This is a genomic window from Peptidiphaga gingivicola (assembly GCF_001652275.1).
GTDB classification, from domain to species: Bacteria; Actinomycetota; Actinomycetes; order Actinomycetales; family Actinomycetaceae; genus Peptidiphaga; species Peptidiphaga gingivicola.
On record NZ_LVZK01000001.1, the window covers coordinates 686,818 to 704,827 of the forward strand.

Here is an 18,010-nt window from a genome sequence, read left to right on the forward strand (position 1 = left end):
TCGTCGGTTTGATTGCGCCCTCCGCTGGCCCCGTCGAAGGGCAGTTCACGTTGCTGCCGTTGGAGGGTCCTGCTTGCGTTGCCTCGTCGAAGGGCAGTTCGCGTTGTCGCCGTTGAAGGGCCGCTCGCTTTCCCTTGTCGAAGAGCCGCTCGCATTGCGCCGCCCGCGCGGGGCACACTAGATACATGAGCAAGCAGCAGTGGTTCCGCCCTGAGATCCTCGGCCTTCCCGCCTACGTGCCCGGCAAGAAGGGCGCGAACACCGACGTCGTCAAACTCTCCTCCAACGAGAACCCTTTCCCTGCCCTTCCTGCCGTCCAGGCCGCGGTCTCAGCCGCCGTCGGCGATCTCAACAGGTATCCGGACATGTTCGCCACCGGGCTGATCCACGACATTTCGTGGTTTCACAAGTGGGTCGACGACGGCGTCGTCGTGGGCAACGGGTCGACCTCTCTCATCGAGAAGATCCTTCAGGCGGTCGTGACGCCGGGCGGCGAGGTCGTGCTTCCCTGGCGCTCCTTCGAGGCGTATCCGATCGCCGTTCAGGCTGCCGGGGGAGCAGCCGTCAAGGTGCCGCTCAACGCCGACGGATCGCACAATCTTCCGGGCCTGCTCTCCGCCGTCACCGAGCGCACCCGCGCGCTTTTGCTGTGCAGCCCCAACAACCCGACCGGCGTCGCCCTCAAACACACCGATCTGGCGGCATTCCTCGCAAAGGTCCCCGAGCGCGTGCCCGTGCTGCTCGACGAGGCGTACATCGACTTTGTGGACATGGACGACGCCGTCCGCTCCGACGAGCTGCTGCGCGAGCATCCGAACCTCATCGTGCTGCGGACCTTCTCCAAAGCCTACGGGCTGGCCGGGATCCGCGTCGGCTACGGGCTGGGGCACCCGGAGATGATCGCCGGGCTGAGGGCGATCGGCACGCCTTTCGGCGTCAACGCCCTCGCCCAGATCGCCGCGAGTGCCGCCTTGCACTCTCAGGAGGAGGTGCGGGCAAGGTGCGGCGTGATCATTCAGGAACGCAAAAACCTCGTGGCGGCCCTCGCCGCGCACGACATCGCCGTACCAGCCTCCCAGGCGAACTTCGTCTGGCTCGCCGGATTCGGCGAGGCCCTCGAAAACGCGTGCCTCGACGAAGGCGTGACCGTGCGTCGTTTCGGCCAGGAAGGCGTGCGCGTCAGCGTGGGCGAGACCGAGGGCTCGCTGCGCCTGCTCAGAGCCGTCGCGTCGATTCTTTGAGCGCGGCGGACGGGCGGCGTGCGGGAACAAGCGCTTACTAAGACGTTGGAGCGAGCGTTCTCAAAAACGGAGGGTGCCAAGCATCGATCGAACATTGGGGAAACGGCGGGCACGGAGAGCAGCTGGCGTCCAGCGCCAAAAGAGACCGAAGCGCTTAAAAGACGGTGAGCACGAAGGCCAGCGAGGTGAAGACTTCGCCGAAGCCGATGGCTTTGACGCTCACGGGCCTGCCCGCGCGTGCGAGGAGCGGCACGACGACGGCGCGGATCGCGATGGCGAGCCACACGGCTGCGTGAATCCAACCGACCTCCCCGCGCCATGCGAGAACGAACGCAGCCGCCGCCCACGAGGCGTGCCAGAGGACGGACGCGGCGAGGTAGACGTTCGAGTCGCGCTCGCGGATGTTCGTTTTGACATAGAAAAGCGTTCCGGCGAAATACCCGAAGAAGAGGGCGGTCAACAGCCAGGCTCGGGGCGAGGCGGCGAACCCGGGGGCGCCGTCGCCCGCAATGTCGAACATCACAGGGATCATGAGGCAGGCGGCAGCGATGGTGTCGAGGCCCGAAATCAGCGAACGCTCGTCGCGTTTCCACGCCTCCCACGCCGCAATGGCCACCAGCGGTGAAAAGACGAGCGCCCACCGCCACAAATAGGGTGCGCCGACGAGCGAGGCCAAGCCCAAAGCCGCAACGATCAGCCCGTAGAGCCGCACCGGCGGGAAGTAGCGTTTCTTGCACCTGGATTTGAGCCACACCGTGGCGCTGTAAAAAAGGAAGTATCCGACGAACCACAGCGCGAAGACCACGATCTCGACAGGCCGAAAGCCGCCCTCGACGACGCCGACCAAAGGGGGAATCGTCACCATCGCCCACGCGCCATGGTATTGCGGAATCCACAGCCTCGCGTTACGCCGCTTCCTGCGCTTATTGCGCGAAGCCCCGGGCGAGGACTTGCCGATGGTTGTGGAAGTCATGGTCCAAGTCTACCGTCCGAGACACAAAGAAGGTAAGGGGAGCCTAATTCTCCGAGTTCGGGAGGGTGGTCGCCCGGCTCGTAAGGGCGGCTGCGACACTGCAATAAGGTTGACGGGCCGTACGCGGTTTCCCGGCTCGCAAGGGCGGCTAGGAACAGGAAGAGCCGGTCAGAAGTCCGGACACGGGGTGGAAGAGCCGGTCAGAAGGCTAAACGTGGCGGAAGGGCCGATCGGATAACCCCTCAGAAAAGCCGGGCCGCGGCTCGCTTGAGCTGGAATCCTTTGCCGGAGAGCTCGCTGGTGCAGGTGATCCCCTGCTCCTGGGAAATGGAACACCAAATTCCATTGTGGGAGACGGTTGAGCCGTAGGCGACCTGGATGGAGGAGTTGAGCGCCGAATTGCAGTCGGCCGTCGCCTCCTTTGCCTGGCTCAAATGGTATGTGGCCGTTTTGTTCTCGCAGCCGTCGGGAGAGGGGTAGTCGTAGATGTAGATTGAGCAGGAGACGCTCTCATCGTCGTCGTCGAACTTGCAGCGGATGTTGTGCTTTCCGGTGGTGAACTCGGTTACGTCTTTGGCGCCGCTGGGGGCGGGGCTCGCGAGGTGCCACCACGAGCGGTCCGAGACGAGGTCGGAGACTTCAGATGTGCTCTTCTTCATCTGCTTCGTCAGGTCGACCGTGTACTCGGCGCCGCAGTTCTTCGACAGCGCAGCCAGCGTGGACGTGGCGAGCTTCCGTTCCTTGTTGAGCTTGTCTTCCTTCTTCGCCGCCTGGATGAAGACGGTCAGGCTCTTGGCGTCGTCTTTGGCCGTGCACGAGCTCTTTTCCTTGAGCTGCGAGACGGCCTCGCGGGCCTCCTCCAGCGAGCCGTTGGCGTTGAGCGTGGTCGTCTTCGCGGTCGACGGTGCGTCTGCGGTCGTCGACGTCGCCTTCGGATCTTTGTCGGGGTCGGCGGCGTCGCGCCCGTCGCGTATGACCTTGATGTAAAAGACGGCCATCAATGTGAGGAGCAATACTCCTGCTGCGAAAACGAGGAAGTAAAGGGGGCGGCGGGACTCGGGGGGCTGCTCCGGCCATTGCGAAGAGCCTTGATCGAGCCACGGATTGTCAGGCGCAGAGCTCATTTGCCTGATCACCGTCCTTTCAGATCGCCTGCCTAACATTCCAAAAGTAACCTACCGAGCGCCCTTCTTGCTAGTTCTGTCCACTGTGAGACGCGGCTTCCGTTTTCGGACGCCGTTTCTCACGAGGAGGTTAGATCTGAAAGAATCTCCCGGGGCGGACTGCGGCTCCTGAGCCTTCTGCCCAGGGCCCCCGCCCCTGTCGGCGGTCGCTGCTATTGTAGAGTGTGCGTGCGCCAGGTTAGAGTGTGCAGGCGCCCAATTGACGAGTCTGGAAGGCATGGCAATGAAAGAAATGGCGTCCGGCGACATCAGCGCCGCGGACTTGGCGCGCAGCGCCGATTTGCTTGAGAGGATCCACGGGACCTTCAGGGGCCGCGTCGTGGGGCAGGACGCGCTGTACACGGCCCTCGTCACGTCCCTGCTCGCCAGGGGGCACGTGTTGCTTGAGTCTGTGCCGGGCTTGGCCAAGACCACTGCCGCCACGACGATCGCCTCCGCGATGTCGGGGACCTTCTCGCGAATCCAGTGCACGCCGGACCTTATGCCCAACGACATCGTCGGCACGCAGATGTACTCATATGAGACCGGCACCTTCACGACGCAGCTCGGGCCGGTGCACGCCAACGTCGTCCTCCTCGACGAAATCAATCGCTCCTCCGCGAAAACGCAGTCCGCGATGCTCGAAGCGATGCAAGAAGGCCAAACGTCTATCGGAGGGGCCGTTTACGAGCTCCCGCGCCCCTTCACCGTCATGGCCACGCAGAACCCAATCGAAGAGGAAGGCACGTACGTCCTCCCCGAAGCCCAAATGGACAGGTTCCTCATGAAGGAGGTCTTGACCTATCCGAAGCCCGCCGAAGAGGTCGAGATTCTGACGAGGACGGCGACGGGCACGTTCAACCGAAGAAGGGGCGAGAATCCGGTCACTACGGAGGACGTTCTGTTCCTTCAGAACACGGTCCAGCGGGTCTACGTCGACGACGCCATCAAGAAGTACGTCGTCGCGATCGTCAACACCACCCGCGGCGGCGGGCCGAGGCCGATCCAGGGGCTCATGGAGAACATCCGGGTGGGAGCCTCCCCGCGCGGCGGCCTCTCGCTCATGCAGGTGGGCCAGGCCCTGGCGCTTCAGGCGGGGCGCAACTACGTCATTCCCGACGACGTCAAACAGCTGCGGCACGCCGTGCTGCGCCACCGCCTGGTTCGGACGTTCGACGCGCTGGCCAACGACGTCACGCCTGAGGCGCTCATCGACATGGTCTTCAACGCGGTGCCGACGCCATGACGCGCACGACAGCAGGCCAGAGGATGGCGCTCATACGCGCCCGCCTGTCGCTTCCGCAGGTCAGGCGGGCGGCCGGCCTCTTCGAGGGCTCGCACACCTCGATCCTCACAGGCAAGGGAAACGACTTCGAGGACCTCACCGACTACCAGCCGGGGGACGAGGTCCGGGACATCGACTGGAAGGTCTCCGCGCGCGCCGGAAAGCCCATCATTCGGCGGTTTGAGCGCGACACCGACGTCTTCACCCAGCTGCTCATGGACACGAGCCTCGAAATGCGGGCGCTGGCGCCGTCGGGCGAGGAGAAATCGGCGATCGCCCTCGCGACGGCGGAGACCCTGGCCTATCTCGCCTCGTACCGCGGCGACAGAGTGGGCCTCGTCTACGGCAACTCCGCGGGGGCGATGCGCCTACCTGCCCGCCACGGTTTGAGCCATCTCGATTTCCTGCTCGATCGCACCGAGCACGCCTTCGAGCAGGCGCAGGCGGAGACGAATGTCACCGCCGTCGTCGATTACCTGTTGAAGACGACGAGGGAGCGCTCGCTCGTCATTCTCGTCACCGACCAGTTCTGGCCGGCTCCCGCGGAGGAATTCACCCTTCGCCGGATCCGCGAACGCCACGAGCTCATGGTGGTCCGCATCGAGGACATGCCCCTGACCGCCGAGGGCATCGCCGCAATGGCCGACATAGAGGAAAACCTCTTCCTTCCCGAGTACGTGCGGGAGGACGTCGAATTGCAGCGCGAGGTCCAGGCGGAGCGCGCGATGCGCGAGTGGGGCGCGTCCGAGCTGCTCGCCCGCTACGGCGTGCTCAATGCGTCGTTGGCTTCGTCTGCGGATATTCTGCCCGTCGTCGTCGGCCTGCTGAAGAGGCAACATCATGCAAAGTAACGAGTTGTTTCGGCCGGAGCCGGGCGCCGGGGTCGTCACGTTGACGGCCGGCCTCGTCGTGCTCGCAGCGATCTTGTGGTTTGTGGGCTGGCATTACGCCTACGCCAAGCGGCGCGGGCTGCAGATCGAGCTTGCCCCGGTCGTTCAAACACAGCGCGAACGTTGGATTTCCACGCTCCAATCGATTCGAGCGGAGGACTTGCGCGAGCTTCATCAGCTTCTTTCGCGGACCATGCGTGAGATTCTCGGCGAAAGGGCGGGGCGGGATCTGAGCACGTGGACCGTCGCCGATCTCAGGGCGAGCGGAAAGTTCACTTCGGTGTGCGGGCTGCTCGAGTCGTGGGAACAGCCGGCTTTCGGCCCCGTGAGCCAGGCCGACGCCGAAGAGTCCGTCCGGCGCGCAGTTGAGGAGGTTTCATCGTGGTAGTGCCCTGGGCGATTCCCCTGATCTGCTTTGCTGCCGCGGCCATAGGGCTCGCCGCGTGGTTCCTCGGCAAGGACCGGCGCGCCTGGAGCGTCTCCTATGTTGCGCACACCCGCTTCCTGCGCCGGGGCGCGAGGTATCGCAGCCGCATGACGAGGCTGCGGCTGGCGGCTGCGGTTCTGGTCGCCGCCATGGGGGCGGCTGTCGTTTCCTCGGCGGTCATCGCGGCGCGGCCGTCCGAGTTGAGGACCCATTCATCCAAATTGGCTTCGCGCGACCTTATCCTCTGCCTTGACGTCTCGGGGTCCGTCGAGGCGTTCGACGCTCAGGTCCTCAAGACGTTCGCGGAGATGGTCGATCAGTTCCACGGCGAGCGGGTCGCCCTCGTCGTGTGGAACCGGTCCTCGACGGTCGTGTTCCCCCTTTCCGACGATTACGCGATGGTTAAGGAAGAGCTGGGCCGCGTCAGGAAGGTCCTCCAGGGAGGCCGAGACGTCGACGACCTGTACACGAGGACTTCCGCGGGAGACCGGTTCACAGGCGCCTCGCTCATCGGCGACGGGCTGGTCAGCTGCACGCAGAGCTTCGACTACGCAGACAAGGACCGCTCCCGCACGATTCTCTTCGCCACAGACAACTGGCTTGAAGGCAGCCCGGCCTTCGAGCTGAAGGAGGCCGCGAGCATAGCCCAGAAGCGCAAGATTCGCGTTCTGGGGCTGCTCATCAGCGGATACCCGCAGGGCCGAGACGAGTTCCGTTCGACGATTCAGGGGATAGGCGGGAAGGTGTACGACGCTCGAGGCGCCCGGGCTGGCGATCAGATCGTCAAGGAAGTTCAAGCCCAAGACAAGAAGGAGCTGGCCGGCGCCGCGGATGTCAGCGTCGTGGACACGCCGGGCCGTTGGCCCGCGCTTGCGGGAATCGCCGTCGTTCTAATCATCGGATTGGCGTGGAGGTACCGGCTGTGATGATGTGGATATGGCCCGTCTGGCTCGTCGCCCTTTTTCTCCTTCTCGGGCTGGGTGCGTGCTTCTTTTGCTGGAACCGCGAAAAAGCCTCGCGCAAGGGCGCTTGGAAGGATTGGACGAGGCGGGGTCTCATGGTTGTGGCGGTCGCCTCCATCGGCGCGGCCCCGAGCGTGGCGCTCCCCCGGGAAAAGACGGTGCGAGGGGCGAATGTCTTCTTCGTCGTCGACACAACCGGCTCGATGAACGCGGAGGACTACGACGGCAAGAAGCCCCGCCTGGAAGGCGTGAGGGCGGACATTCGCCAGATAGTCTCCCGGATCCCCAACGCCAGGTACTCGATCATCTCGTTCAACTCCGGGGCCACCAGAGAGCTTCCGATCACCACCGACGTCGCCGCCGTCGAATCCTGGGTCCAAACGGTCAAACCCGAGCAGTCGGGTTATTCGAACGGGTCCTCGGTGTACCGCCCGGTCAAGGTCCTCAAGCGCGAGCTCGAGCGTTCCCGCCGCAGCCACCCCCAGTCGGTGCAGCTCGTCTATGTATTCAGCGACGGCGAGCCGCGCGGCGACAAAGGGCAGCAGAAAACTTACGACCAGATTCGCAACCTCATCGACGACGGAGGCGTCCTCGGATACGGAACGGCGGCCGGCGGCCCGATGAAGGAAACCACCTTCTCCGGGACGGGCTCTGGGACGGGCAGTTACATTGAGGACCCGCAAACCCGGCAAACGGCCATTTCGAAAATTGATGAGAAGGAACTCAAAGCAGCGGCGGGCCAGCTGAAGGTCAATTACATGCATCGCACGGCGCCGGGCCAGACGATCGACGTGCCCGATGTGTCCAAAGTGGAGCAGCGCACCAGCGACGGCCGTGAGGAACGCAGCCCGGTGCTATGGCCCGCCGGCATCGCGCTTGCGGTGCTCGCGGCTTGGGAGATCGCCGTGACGATGCCGCGCATCCGATTGAGAGTGGGGCGAAAGTGAGCGAGAACGAGACGGCGGCGTACGAAGGCTGGCCCGGCCAGGGCCAGGCGGGGCCGAGCGCGGGCGAGAACCCGCTTGCTGCCGGCGGCGACGGGTCGGCGACGGACGACGTCGGCCTGATGCTGAGCGAAGGCGTCAACCTGGCGGAAGGCGACATCGCGCCCACAACCCTGCGCAGAATGAGAGCGTGGAAGTGGGGCGGCGGCGCGGTGGTCATTCTGCTGACGCTGTGGTGCACGGCCATGTTCCTGCTCCCGCGCTGGGCCCGTATGGCCTATGACTCCGATCCTGAGGCGTCCGCGGGGCGCTACCGCTTGGCGATGAACATCACGCCGAGCTTCCTGCAGGGCTGGGAGACGCGTTTCAATCTTGGCACCGCCTTGGCCAAGGGCAAGAAATACTCGGAAGCCATCGGCAGCCTCTCGATCGCTTTGGACAGGGCGCCGAAGTCCAAGAGGTCCGGCAACCAAATCGCCGAGACAGACGGGCCCGAATGCAAAGTCAGGCGAAATCTCTCTCTCGCCTACGAAAAACGCGGAGACCAGTCCAAGTCCGCCGGCCGCAAGGGGGCCGCAAAAAAGGACTTCGCGCAGGCCTCCTCGACGATGGCCCCTTGCTCAAAGAACAACAAGAACAAACAGTCCAAGGACCGCCAGGACAAGAAGGCGAACCCGCCCTCGCCGAGTCCTACTCAGAATCCGAGCCAGAATCCGAGTCAAAACCCGAGCCAGAATCCCAATCAAGGCCCCAGTCAGAATCCGAGCCAGAATCCCAATCAAAGCCCCAGTCAAAATCCGAGCCAGAATCCGAGTCAGGATCCCAATCAAAGCCCGAGTCAGAATCCGAGCCAGAGCCCGTCGCAATCGCCGGGTTCCGATCCGAGTGACCCGGGCCAGGATCCCAAGCCCGGGGGCGCTTCCCCCACGCCCGCACCGCCGTCGAACGATCCGAAGACGGACGAAAAGGAGAACAAGCTCAAAGAGAGGAACCGTGAAGGCGACGAGGAGGCGCGCAGAAAGAGAAACGGCGGAGGCTACAAAGTCAACTGGTAAACGCTGCAAGAGGCCGGAGCGTGAACGGAAGGTCGCCGTCCGCCATCGGACCGAAAGCGGCTCGCGCCTGAGGCTGTCGGGCTCAGGGCGGGGCGAGACGCATCAGGGGCTGAGCGAGGCGAGGTCGTCCGGCACGGAGGCTCCGACCGAACGCAGCACGAAGCGATCGGTCGCGTCGAGGAAAGCGGAGCGAGCGGGCTCGTCCTCGGGTACACGGCGGCCAGTCAGCGCCCCTTGGAGGAGCTGGACGGTGACGTCGAGGTTCTGATCGGGGATGGCGCCCGCTTCGATGCATTCGTCGAGTATTCGGCGAAACAGCCTTCCCGTGACGGAAGCGTGCTCGCGCAAAGCCACGGCGGTCTCCTTCGAGACGACGTCGCGCAGAGGAGCCCCCGGCGAAAAGAAATAGCCGCGCTTGGCCAGCATCTGTTCGCGCGCATAGACACGCAACCTGTTCAGGGGTGAGTCTGTCCGCGCCAGCTTGGAGTTGATGCGATCCATGTAGGCGTTCACTTCGAACTCAATGTAAGCCAGAAGCAGCTCTTCTTTGTCGGAAAAATGGTTGTATATCGCCGTTCTGCCGATGCCGGACTCGTTTGCCAAATCGCTCATGCTTATCGCGTCGAAGCCCTTTGCGGCCATGAGGCCGGAAAGGGCGGCAAAGAGCGCTTCGCGTGTGCGCTCGCGATGTTCGGAAAGGTTCTTCCCCGATATTTTCGGCATGGCGAAAGGATACGTCAGCGGTCTGGTGACTTTATGCCAATTTGCTGTGCCCGCGGGTTTGCCCTCGGTTGCTCGCTTTGCCTGTTCACTGTGCCCGTCAGTTTGCTGTGCCCGTCAGTTTGCTGTGTGCGTCAGTTTGCTGTGTGCGTCTGCTCGCGGTGTGTGCTTCTGGGGCGCCCGCCGCCGTGCGTCACGGCCGCCCGAGTGAGCGCATGAGCCGGGCAAGCGGCGAAAGAATCTGCAGATCGCCCTCGAGCCAAGGGACCGATTCCAGGTCGCTTTCGCCGAGCCACCGCAGCGCCGTATGGCTCTGGCCAAGGCGCGGCTCGCCTTTCGCATACGCCGCCCACAGCCGCATTCGGCGTTCGCCGGGAAGGGTCCAGTCGCCGTCGGGCCCCGCGACGACGCCGACGCCGGCCGCGATAGACACCTCGATCCCGAGCTCCTCGCGCAATTCGCGGCGCAGAGCGCTTTCGGGATCCTCTCCGGGCTCGACTTTGCCGCCGGGAAACTCCCACAAGCCGGCGAGCTCTTGCGGATACGAGCGTTGGGCGGCCAAAACGCGAAGCCCGCGCGGAGAGTGCGCGAAGATCGCTGCGGCGACGATGAGTGCTGACATCCCGTTTACGATGTCAGAGGAGAGGTCGCCGTGCACGACGCCGCGCCGCCGAGGATTGTCAGGAGGCACGATGCCGGGGACTGACAAGGGACGCACGATGCCCGAGCCCTGGCTGGACGGGCATGAGCCGCCAGCCTGCGGCCGAGCGGTCAGAGCCCCGACCGGTTGCTCCGGCCGGGCGCCGAACAGCCCGCCCGAGCGAATAAGGCGGCTGACGGGGCCGCCCCATGGAACAACTGCGGCTGTCTTGTGAAACACTGGAGTGCATGTTGTACGAGCACGGACTTCGCCAGATCAACTGGGTGGCACAGCACGCGTGCCTGTGGACGTGGACGGTGCAGGAGCGGTTTTTCCGATGGTTGAAGGAAAATTACGGGGAAAACTACAGGATGGGACTCGATCGGAAGACGAACCGGGTGACCGTCGAGTCTTCCCGCGGATTGCTCGTGATGCGCGGCGCCATAGTCGCGTCGGTCGCGTCCCTGCCGACCACGCTGATGTGGGGATGGTGCCCCCGGTTCAACGAGGAGACGGTCGCTCATCCGATCGCCCTCGCCATGAAGGAATACGGCGAGAAGCAGGGGTTCAGCGAGTTTGCGACGGAGGAGGTCGAGTACCGATCCGACTCCGGCCCGTTCGGCGTCGTCTCAAAGTTGGCGGAAGACGTGGCGTGCTGCGTGAGCGACCTCTTCGGGCCCGACTATCGGTTTTACATGCCTTCGATGAATGTGTTCGGAAATCGGGTGACGATCGCGATATGGGACATTCCGCGCGAGGCGCTGTTCGTGGATTTCCTCGAAGCTGTGGGCTACTTACCCAACATCATTCCCCGCGTCGACGATCCCGCGTGGTCTCTCGATGGTTTTGCTCGGCTAATGGGGGCACAGCTCACGGAGGTGGGCCTAGATTGGTGGCGTTTGACCAAACAGGGCCAATCCGTTGAGATCGCTTTGAAGCGAGACGGAGAAGGCAACCTTCGCGACGTCGAAATGCGCAAGCTTTCGGGCGACGCCTTGCCGAGTAAACGAGGAGCCGACTCCTACGAAATGCCTTGGTAAACACCTCTATCGCCAGAGTTTGAGTGTGCGAAAGCCCGAATGTGTGAGGTGACCCTGTGTAGACTCACATATGGTTGAGATGGTGGGCGGCTTCGCCCTGTATGAACGAATTCCGGCGCCATTCAGGCTCGCATGCCGATAGAGCCTGAATGGCGCCGGAAACTCGCGAGCGCAAGTCGCGCTCGCATTCGAGTGATTTCCCGCGTCACGTGATGGGAAACTTCGAGCGGCGTACCGTGCTTAGGCGATGCCGGGTATCACGCTTAGGCGATGCCGGAGGCGAGGCGTTCGACAAGTTCCGCGACGGTGGGAATGTCTTGGATGACTCCGATCCCAGAGTTAACCGTGACGACTCCCTCGTCGAAATCGCCGACGAGCATTCCCGGCCGTAGGCCGCCCTTTTTCATGAGATCCTGCTCGATCGGGGCGCCGTCGTGGCTCGCCGCGTATTCCGCTGCGTACCTGAGGGCGGCGGGGGTGGGCAGCGAGCGTTGAGTTTCGGAAACCTCCACGAGATCCTCGCCGGAGGAGTCGAGAATGAGGTCTTTGACAGCTTGCGCAGCGGGGGATTCTTTCGTCGCGAGAAAACGAGATCCGACGTAGACCCCTTGCGCACCCAAGGCGAAAGCGGCGGTGACGCTCCTGGCGTCGTTGATGCCGCCAGCCGCGAAAACGGGGATTGAGACGGCGTCGACCATGGCTGGAACAGCGGTGAAAGTACCCATTGGCCCATCGGGAAGCAAGCCGCCTTCTTCCCGCCCCGTTGCTACCAGGATGTCCGCTCCCAATGCTTCGGCCTGGCGGGCGGCTGCTGCCGTCGGAGTGAGAGGGCGAAAAACGATGGTGCCGCCGTGCTTCTTGATCGCGTCGAAAACGTGGGGATTGGGGGAGCCGACTACCGCATACGCGTTGATGCCCGTATCGAAACATGCCGCAAGCCACGGCCCCAAGAAAGGATCGCCGTCGATCGTCGCGTTTGGATCGCGAACGACGACGTTCACCGCGAGATTCCCAGGAACGGATGGAGCCGCGTCTAAGATCTCTTGAGCCTTAAGGATCTCGTGTCGCAGGCGATCCGCGGTTTGGACGGGATCGCTCGTCAGGGACGTTTGCCCCGCGTTCGGCCCCAGCGTTCCAAGAGCGCCGCTCAAAGCCACGGAGGCGACGAACTCTGCGTTCGTCATCTAGTTCATGGGAGCCTGAATGAGCGGGTATCGCGTGTGAAGTAGTTGAACTGTCATCTTTCTTTTTTACGCGCATTCCAGAAAACCGTCAAGAGCGATCGCCCTATTTGGGCTTTTGGTGTTTTTGAATGACAGAGGATTGCGCTTCGGCTCCGATGGAGCGGGCGACGGGAGTCGAACCCGCCTCTGAAGCTTGGGAAGCTTCCATTCTACCGATGAACTACGCCCGCATGACGCAGATGAAATTCTATCAGATGAAACCGATTGACGCGGCATCCGGCTGAGCACGTAGCCGGCGCGGCATCCGGCTGAGCACGTGGAACAAAACAAATAGGTGATGCTCGAAGATAACCTTTGCTTGCTTCGTTCGAGAGGGCTGCTGGCTGTGTCACTCGCCTGCAAAATTAGGCGCGCCAACGGATGAAGTTCCGTGAGCCAGCTCGTTAGATACCCTTGAATCGTGCTTCTATCCGATCGTGACATCCTCTCCTACGTCGACTCGGGTCGAGTCCGCCTGGAGCCGTGGGACCGGCAGATGATCCAGCCTTCGAGCGTCGATGTTCATCTTGACCGCTTTTTTCGGCTGTTCAACAACCATCGCTATCCCGTCATCGATCCCGCTGCCGACCAGTCTGAGCTCACTCGCCTCGTTGACGTTCCGGCCCAGGGTTCTTTCGTTTTGCATCCGGGAGAGTTTGTTCTGGGATCGACTTACGAGACGGTTACTTTGGCCGACGACGTCGCCGCGCGCCTCGAAGGAAAATCGAGCCTGGGCAGGCTAGGGCTGCTCACCCATTCGACGGCGGGATTCATCGACCCGGGTTTCTCCGGCCACGTGACCCTTGAGCTTTCCAATACGGCCACGCTGCCCATCATTTTGTATCCGGGCATGAAGGTGGGGCAGCTGTGCTTCTTCCAGCTTTCTTCCGCGGCGGACAAGCCCTACGGGTCGGGTGCGAGCGGTTCGCGATATCAGGGCCAGCGTGGCCCTACCGCATCGCGATCTCATCTCAACTTCCACAGAATCGACGTCGGCGACGCTCCCATCAAATAGCGAGTGCGACGGGCACGGATCGCAATTGCGCAGCGGACCATAGCGAATGATGTGGATGGCAAGTGGACGCTGTGGATGGAAAGTCGCGTGACATCCTCGATCACGCGATAATATGACCAGCGACGACAAGAAGGGAGTCCCCTATGGACATTGGATGGAAGCTCGTCAGTGCGGGCGCGGGCATCGTCTCGGGAATCATCGCGAACAAGGCCGTGGACGTGGTGTGGAAGTCGGTCTCCGGCCGCGCTCGGCCGGAGGAGAACGATTTCTCCGAACCTCTTCGCACCGCGCTGGTCTTTTCAGTCGTATCGGCCACCGTGGGCGCTGTGGTCAACGAATTGGTTCTGCGCCGGGCGGCGCGCTGGTATGGGCTGAGCGATGCGCTCGCTGCCGGTTTGAAAGATTCCTCGAAATCAAAAGGCTCTTCGAAATCGAAGTGACGTCTGAGGCCGAAGGCGCTCACCCGTGCGTTTGGCCGACTTTTGAACGCTAGAAGCCTTTGCTTGTAGCATTGTCCGTGCGACAGGGGAGCGCCACAAGGGCGCTGAGAGTGCGAAAGCAGACCCTCGAACCTGATCCGGTTAGCACCGGCGAAGGGAGTCGAGCTCTCCCCGCCGAAGGCGGCGGGCCCTCCTGAAATGGAGGAAGCAATGATACGCAAGAGACTTCGCTCCGCCGCCTGCCTAGTTGCGGCACTCGCGATGGTGGGTTGCTCGGGTGAATCGACTGAGGCAAAAAAAGCCGACTCTAAAACCGTCACCGTGCTCACGCACGATTCGTTCAATCTTCCCAAGGAACTCGTTAAGGAGTTCGAGTCGAAGACGGGATACAAGCTCGTTACGACCCCCGCGGGCGACGCCGGCGTCGCCAATCAACTGGTCCTCACGAAGAAATCGCCGAAGTACGACGCCGTCTACGGAATCGACAGCTACACGGCCGGGATTCCCGCCGGCGAGGGACTGCTCGTCGACTATGCCTCGCCGGCTCTGCCGCAATCGGCCAAGGAGTATGAGATCAAGGGGGTCAAAGGGCTGACGCCCGTCGACCGCGGCGACGTGTGCATCAACGTGGACCACAAATGGTTCAAAGAGAAAGGAGTCAAAGAGCCGACGGGCGTGGACGATCTCGCGAAGCCCGAGTACTCCAAGCTCCTCTCGATCATCGATCCGAACGCTTCGACCACCGGTTTCGCCTACCTTGCGGGTGTGAGAACTGTGAAGGGCGAGGACGCGAAGGGGTACCTGAGCCGGATGGCGGCGGGCGGCGTCCACGTCGCATCCGACTGGACGAACGCCTACAACGTCGATTTTTCGGCTGGAGAGGGCAAAGGCAACTATCCTCTCGTCCTGTCCTACGCCTCGTCGCCCGCGTTCGCGAAGGACACCGGCGTGATCGAGTCGACGTGCGTGCGCCAGATCGAGTACGCCGGAGTGGTCAAGGGAACCGACAACGAGAAGGGCGCGAAGGCCTTCGTCGATTTCATGGTTTCGAAGAAGGTTCAAAGCGCGATTCCGACGTCGATGTACATGTATCCGGTGGATTCCAGCGTGCAGCTGCCCGCCGAATGGGCCGCCAAAGCCAAGCTGGCGAAGAATCCGATCGTGCCCGATCCGGGCAAGGCGGCGGCAAGCCGCGACAAATGGCTCGAGGATTGGGCGGCGATCGCGAAATGACGGATCGTAGAAGGACGCTGCCATTCTGAGGGCGAGAGCCGCCGCGGCCCGTCCCCGGGGCGCCCGTCCTCGCGCCCCGGGGACGGGCATCGCCACAGCGGCCTCCGTGGGGTTTCCAATGGCGCTCCTGGCGGTCTTCTTCGCATGGCCGGTCGGGGCGATGCTGGCCCGTGGCGTCGCGCCTCGCGCCCTCGAAACGCTCGGTTCGCCGCGCACGTGGGATCTCGTTGCGACGACGTTGCGGATGGCCGCCGCCGGAACGCTCGGCTCCGTGATCCTCGGGATCCCCGGGGCCTACGCCCTTTATGTGTGCCGCTTTCCCGGGCAGCGGGCCCTGCGCGCTGTGGCGAGCGTGCCTTTCGTCCTCCCAACCGTCGTCGTCGGCGTGGCTTTCCGCTCCCTGCTCGGCAAGGACGGCGCATACTCCTTCCTGGAGCTCGACGGGACCGAAACGGCCGTGGTCGCCGCGATGGCGTTCTTCAACTTTTCCGTGGTCGTGCGAACGGTCGGCACGATGTGGGCGGGCCTCGATCCGCGCTCGGCGGACGCCGCGCGGATGCTGGGCGCCGGGCCCGTCCGAGTCTTCCGCACGGTGACGCTGCCCGCCATCGCGCCCGCGATCGCGGGCGCGGCCAGCCTCGTCTTTCTCTTCTGCTCCACCGCCTACGGAATAGTGATGACTCTGGGCGGGGTGTCCACTTTGGAGTCGGAGATATGGGCGCGCACCAATCGGCTCAACTTCGACGTCGCAGCCGGCCTCTCGCTCGTGCAGTTTGTCATCGTGGCGCTCGCCCTCGTCGTCTCGTCGCGGTTCTCCCGCTCTGCGGCCCTGCGCATGGCGCGCCGCAAGAGAAGGCTGCGCCTGGCGGATGCGCCCGCCGTCGCGCTCACCGCCGTCGTGATTCTGGCGCTGATTCTCGCCCCCATAGCCTCGCTCATCGCCCGTTCGCTTGTTCACGCGGATGCGTGGAGTCTCGAAAACTACCGGCAGTTGGCGACGTCCGGATCGGGCTTCACCGGCGGTGTGACCGTGATCGAGGCCCTTGGCAACTCGTTGCGCGCCGCCGCGTACGCGACGCTTGTAGCCTTGGCCGTCGGCGTCCCGTTGGCTTTCGCGCTTTCGCGGCCTGCCAGAACCAGGCGGGCGCGCATCGGCCAGTCCCTCGCGGAGGCTTTCGCCATGGCGCCGCTGGGAGTCTCGTCTGTGACGGTCGGATTCGGCTTTCTCATTGCGCTTCGAGGCCCGCCGCTGGAACTGGGAAGCGAGGCCGTGCCCTTCGCTCAAGCGATCGTGGCCGTGCCGATGGCGCTGCGCGCCCTCCTGCCGGTGCTGCGTGCGATCGATCCGCGCCTGCGCGAAGCCGCCGCGACGCTCGGCGCGGGTCCCGCGCGCATTCTGCGGACCGTCGATCTTCCCCTCGCCGCCAAGGGCTTGATGCTCGCCGCAGGCTTCGCCCTTGCGATCAGCCTGGGTGAGTTCGGCGCCTCGAGCTTCCTGGTCAGCGGCGAGAACGACACCCTTCCCGTTCTCATCTCGCGTCTGCTCAACCGGCCGGGCGCCGCCAACTATGGGATGGCGCTCGCTGCCAGTGTGATTCTGGGGCTTCTGACAGCGCTCGTCATGTTCCTCTGCGAGCTGCCGGCAGGGCCCGATGCGAGGATGCCCGGAGCCGAAAAGGCTGCAGAGGCCGCGTCGACAGAGAAGAGATCAGCCGAATCAAGGGTCGAGGAATCGAAGACAATGGCAAGAATCGAGGAATTGAAGTGAGCGAGGCCAATGCGCCGCTTCTGCAGGTCGCCGATTTCAGCGTCGTCTATCCCGACGGGCACGTCGCCGTCGACGGCGTCGACCTGACCGTGGCCGAAGGCGAGATCGTCGCCTTGCTCGGTGCGTCGGGCTCGGGAAAATCCAGCCTTTTGCGTGGAATTGCGGGGCTGGAGTCCGCTAGCGGCGAGGTGCGCATCCGTGGGGTCGACGTCTCGCGGCTGCCTCCGCACAGGCGGGACTGTGGAATGGTCTTCCAGGACGGTTTGCTCTTCCCGTATAGGAACGTGGCCAGAAACGTCGCCTATGGAATCGAGAGCCGTAGGCGCGTCCGGCGGATTGACGGCCGCGGGCGTGCCCTGCCAATCGAGGGCTTCGGCCTGCGCACCGTCCGGGAGCGCAGGCGCGCCAGACGCCAAAAGGTTGCCGAGCTCCTCGAACTGGTTGGGCTTCCCGGATATGAAAAGCGCGAAGTCACAACGCTTTCGGGAGGTCAGGCGCAGCGGGTCGCTCTGGCGAGGTCTCTTGCGCGATCGCCTGCGCTCATGCTTCTGGACGAGCCCCTTTCGGCCTTGGACCGCGACCTTCGCGAGGCGCTCTCGCTTGAGCTGCGGAGGATTCTGACCGGAACCGGAGCTCTGACGGGGGCGGACGCCTTGACGGGGGCGGGCGTTTCGGCCGGGGCGGACTCCTTGACGGAGACGGACGCTTTGGCCGGGGCGGGCAATTCGACGGGAATCGGCGCCTTGTACGTGACGCACGACCACGAGGAGGCCCGGCGGGTCGCCGACCGCGTCGTCGTCATGAAAGACGGGCGCTTCGTGTCGAAATGACCGCGCTCGTGTCGAAATGACCGCGCTGGTATCGGAATGACCGATCGTGCGGGCGGTTCGCGGACGGCCAAGGAAAGGACGACGAAGCAACGGCGGTCGAAGATGGGGCCGCCCGACGATGCAGCCGGCAGACGCTGGGAAAAGATGAGTCTTACCCGCCC

18 protein-coding genes, 1 tRNA gene and 1 riboswitch are annotated in these 18,010 nt (G+C 63.7%); of the genes, 13 read left to right on the forward strand and 6 right to left on the reverse strand.

Annotated elements, in window-relative coordinates:
- The first annotated feature begins 185 nt into the window (after window positions 1-185).
- Window positions 186-1,241 carry a histidinol-phosphate transaminase gene (gene hisC / locus A4H34_RS02780; RefSeq protein ID WP_064231005.1) on the forward strand — a complete coding sequence of 352 codons (1,056 nt, stop codon included), beginning with the start codon at window positions 186-188 and terminating at the stop codon, window positions 1,239-1,241.
- Window positions 1,242-1,395: 154 nt separating this feature from the next.
- Here the strand turns inward: hisC and A4H34_RS02785 are convergent, their stop codons facing one another.
- Entirely contained in the window at window positions 1,396-2,214 is an 819-nt protein-coding gene (locus tag A4H34_RS02785) for a YwiC-like family protein (RefSeq protein WP_082903019.1), read from the reverse strand.
- A gap of 242 nt (window positions 2,215-2,456) precedes the next feature.
- A complete protein-coding gene (locus A4H34_RS02790; protein WP_064231006.1) occupies window positions 2,457-3,338 on the reverse strand; it encodes a hypothetical protein in 882 nt (293 codons plus the stop codon).
- 277 nt (window positions 3,339-3,615) lie between these two features.
- On the opposite strand from A4H34_RS02790, the gene A4H34_RS02795 reads away from it, so the two are divergent.
- The 6 genes from A4H34_RS02795 to A4H34_RS02820 are packed head-to-tail and all read left to right on the forward strand — an operon-like array spanning window position 3,616 to window position 8,940.
- Window positions 3,616-4,623: an AAA family ATPase gene (locus A4H34_RS02795; protein ID WP_009197866.1), complete on the forward strand. Its 1,008-nt coding sequence runs from the start codon at window positions 3,616-3,618 to the stop codon at window positions 4,621-4,623.
- Window positions 4,620-5,513, forward strand: a complete 894-nt coding sequence (locus A4H34_RS02800; protein WP_009197865.1) for a DUF58 domain-containing protein — start codon at window positions 4,620-4,622, stop codon at window positions 5,511-5,513. The genes A4H34_RS02795 and A4H34_RS02800 overlap by 4 nt, the downstream gene beginning before the upstream one ends.
- Window positions 5,503-5,940 carry a hypothetical protein gene (locus tag A4H34_RS02805; RefSeq protein ID WP_009197864.1) on the forward strand — a complete coding sequence of 146 codons (438 nt, stop codon included), beginning with the start codon at window positions 5,503-5,505 and terminating at the stop codon, window positions 5,938-5,940. The genes A4H34_RS02800 and A4H34_RS02805 overlap by 11 nt, the downstream gene beginning before the upstream one ends.
- Entirely contained in the window at window positions 5,934-6,905 is a 972-nt protein-coding gene (locus A4H34_RS02810; RefSeq protein WP_138587145.1) for a vWA domain-containing protein, read from the forward strand. Before A4H34_RS02805 ends, A4H34_RS02810 begins: the two co-directional genes overlap by 7 nt.
- Window positions 6,905-7,888 (forward strand): vWA domain-containing protein, encoded by a 984-nt coding sequence (locus A4H34_RS02815; RefSeq protein WP_064231008.1) that lies wholly within the window; start codon window positions 6,905-6,907, stop codon window positions 7,886-7,888. Before A4H34_RS02810 ends, A4H34_RS02815 begins: the two co-directional genes overlap by 1 nt.
- Window positions 7,885-8,940: a tetratricopeptide repeat protein gene (locus tag A4H34_RS02820; RefSeq protein ID WP_064231009.1), complete on the forward strand. Its 1,056-nt coding sequence runs from the start codon at window positions 7,885-7,887 to the stop codon at window positions 8,938-8,940. Before A4H34_RS02815 ends, A4H34_RS02820 begins: the two co-directional genes overlap by 4 nt.
- Window positions 8,941-9,042: 102 nt before the next feature.
- Here A4H34_RS02820 and A4H34_RS02825 read toward each other — a convergent pair whose 3' ends face one another.
- Both A4H34_RS02825 and A4H34_RS02830 read right to left on the reverse strand, forming a co-directional pair.
- The gene (locus A4H34_RS02825; RefSeq protein WP_009197860.1) at window positions 9,043-9,663 is read right to left on the reverse strand and encodes a TetR/AcrR family transcriptional regulator; all 621 of its coding nucleotides are present in this window, start codon (window positions 9,661-9,663) and stop codon (window positions 9,043-9,045) included.
- Window positions 9,664-9,853: 190 nt separating this feature from the next.
- Complete coding sequence (locus A4H34_RS02830; RefSeq protein ID WP_040322959.1) at window positions 9,854-10,282, reverse strand: (deoxy)nucleoside triphosphate pyrophosphohydrolase; 429 nt, start codon at window positions 10,280-10,282, stop codon at window positions 9,854-9,856.
- A gap of 266 nt (window positions 10,283-10,548) precedes the next feature.
- Here A4H34_RS02830 and A4H34_RS02835 point away from each other — a divergent pair, with 266 nt between their 5' ends.
- Window positions 10,549-11,340, forward strand: a complete 792-nt coding sequence (locus tag A4H34_RS02835) for a DUF6882 domain-containing protein (protein WP_064231010.1) — start codon at window positions 10,549-10,551, stop codon at window positions 11,338-11,340.
- Window positions 11,341-11,603: 263 nt separating this feature from the next.
- On the opposite strand, the gene A4H34_RS02840 is transcribed toward A4H34_RS02835, so the two are convergent.
- Together A4H34_RS02840 and A4H34_RS02845 are read right to left on the reverse strand one after the other, a co-directional pair.
- Window positions 11,604-12,524 carry an NAD(P)H-dependent flavin oxidoreductase gene (locus A4H34_RS02840; protein WP_082903020.1) on the reverse strand — a complete coding sequence of 307 codons (921 nt, stop codon included), beginning with the start codon at window positions 12,522-12,524 and terminating at the stop codon, window positions 11,604-11,606.
- A 156-nt stretch (window positions 12,525-12,680) separates the two neighbouring features.
- Window positions 12,681-12,754: transfer RNA gene (locus tag A4H34_RS02845), tRNA-Gly, on the reverse strand.
- A 230-nt stretch (window positions 12,755-12,984) separates the two neighbouring features.
- Between A4H34_RS02845 and dcd the strand changes: the two genes are divergently transcribed.
- From dcd to A4H34_RS02870, 5 genes are all read left to right on the forward strand, one after another.
- Window positions 12,985-13,578 carry a dCTP deaminase gene (gene dcd, locus A4H34_RS02850; protein WP_064231011.1) on the forward strand — a complete coding sequence of 198 codons (594 nt, stop codon included), beginning with the start codon at window positions 12,985-12,987 and terminating at the stop codon, window positions 13,576-13,578.
- Between the two features lie 143 nt (window positions 13,579-13,721).
- On the forward strand, window positions 13,722-14,018 hold the full coding sequence (locus tag A4H34_RS02855; RefSeq protein WP_064231012.1) for a DUF4235 domain-containing protein: 297 nt from the start codon (window positions 13,722-13,724) through the stop codon (window positions 14,016-14,018).
- A 74-nt stretch (window positions 14,019-14,092) separates the two neighbouring features.
- Window positions 14,093-14,194: riboswitch (TPP riboswitch) on the forward strand.
- A 34-nt stretch (window positions 14,195-14,228) separates the two neighbouring features.
- Window positions 14,229-15,251: a thiamine ABC transporter substrate-binding protein gene (locus A4H34_RS02860; protein WP_064231013.1), complete on the forward strand. Its 1,023-nt coding sequence runs from the start codon at window positions 14,229-14,231 to the stop codon at window positions 15,249-15,251.
- Window positions 15,252-15,369: 118 nt separating this feature from the next.
- Complete coding sequence (locus tag A4H34_RS02865; RefSeq protein ID WP_064231014.1) at window positions 15,370-17,019, forward strand: ABC transporter permease; 1,650 nt, start codon at window positions 15,370-15,372, stop codon at window positions 17,017-17,019.
- A complete protein-coding gene (locus A4H34_RS02870) occupies window positions 17,016-17,849 on the forward strand; it encodes an ABC transporter ATP-binding protein (RefSeq protein WP_064231015.1) in 834 nt (277 codons plus the stop codon). Before A4H34_RS02865 ends, A4H34_RS02870 begins: the two co-directional genes overlap by 4 nt.
- Window positions 17,850-18,010: the final 161 nt, after the last annotated feature.

What these genes read in the sequence shown, in the direction of transcription:
- hisC (WP_064231005.1), top strand. Translation starts at nt 186, where the DNA reads ATGAGCAAGCAGCAGTGGTTCCGCCCTGAGATCCTCGGCCTTCCCGCC.
- A4H34_RS02785 (WP_082903019.1), bottom strand. Translation starts at nt 2,214, where the DNA reads ATGACTTCCACAACCATCGGCAAGTCCTCGCCCGGGGCTTCGCGCAAT.
- A4H34_RS02790 (WP_064231006.1), bottom strand. Translation starts at nt 3,338, where the DNA reads ATGAGCTCTGCGCCTGACAATCCGTGGCTCGATCAAGGCTCTTCGCAA.
- A4H34_RS02795 (WP_009197866.1), top strand. Translation starts at nt 3,616, where the DNA reads ATGGCAATGAAAGAAATGGCGTCCGGCGACATCAGCGCCGCGGACTTG.
- A4H34_RS02800 (WP_009197865.1), top strand. Translation starts at nt 4,620, where the DNA reads ATGACGCGCACGACAGCAGGCCAGAGGATGGCGCTCATACGCGCCCGC.
- A4H34_RS02805 (WP_009197864.1), top strand. Translation starts at nt 5,503, where the DNA reads ATGCAAAGTAACGAGTTGTTTCGGCCGGAGCCGGGCGCCGGGGTCGTC.
- A4H34_RS02815 (WP_064231008.1), top strand. Translation starts at nt 6,905, where the DNA reads ATGATGTGGATATGGCCCGTCTGGCTCGTCGCCCTTTTTCTCCTTCTC.
- A4H34_RS02825 (WP_009197860.1), bottom strand. Translation starts at nt 9,663, where the DNA reads ATGCCGAAAATATCGGGGAAGAACCTTTCCGAACATCGCGAGCGCACA.
- A4H34_RS02830 (WP_040322959.1), bottom strand. Translation starts at nt 10,282, where the DNA reads ATGTCAGCACTCATCGTCGCCGCAGCGATCTTCGCGCACTCTCCGCGC.
- A4H34_RS02835 (WP_064231010.1), top strand. Translation starts at nt 10,549, where the DNA reads ATGTTGTACGAGCACGGACTTCGCCAGATCAACTGGGTGGCACAGCAC.
- A4H34_RS02840 (WP_082903020.1), bottom strand. Translation starts at nt 12,524, where the DNA reads ATGACGAACGCAGAGTTCGTCGCCTCCGTGGCTTTGAGCGGCGCTCTT.
- A4H34_RS02855 (WP_064231012.1), top strand. Translation starts at nt 13,722, where the DNA reads ATGGACATTGGATGGAAGCTCGTCAGTGCGGGCGCGGGCATCGTCTCG.
- A4H34_RS02860 (WP_064231013.1), top strand. Translation starts at nt 14,229, where the DNA reads ATGATACGCAAGAGACTTCGCTCCGCCGCCTGCCTAGTTGCGGCACTC.
- A4H34_RS02865 (WP_064231014.1), top strand. Translation starts at nt 15,370, where the DNA reads ATGGCGCTCCTGGCGGTCTTCTTCGCATGGCCGGTCGGGGCGATGCTG.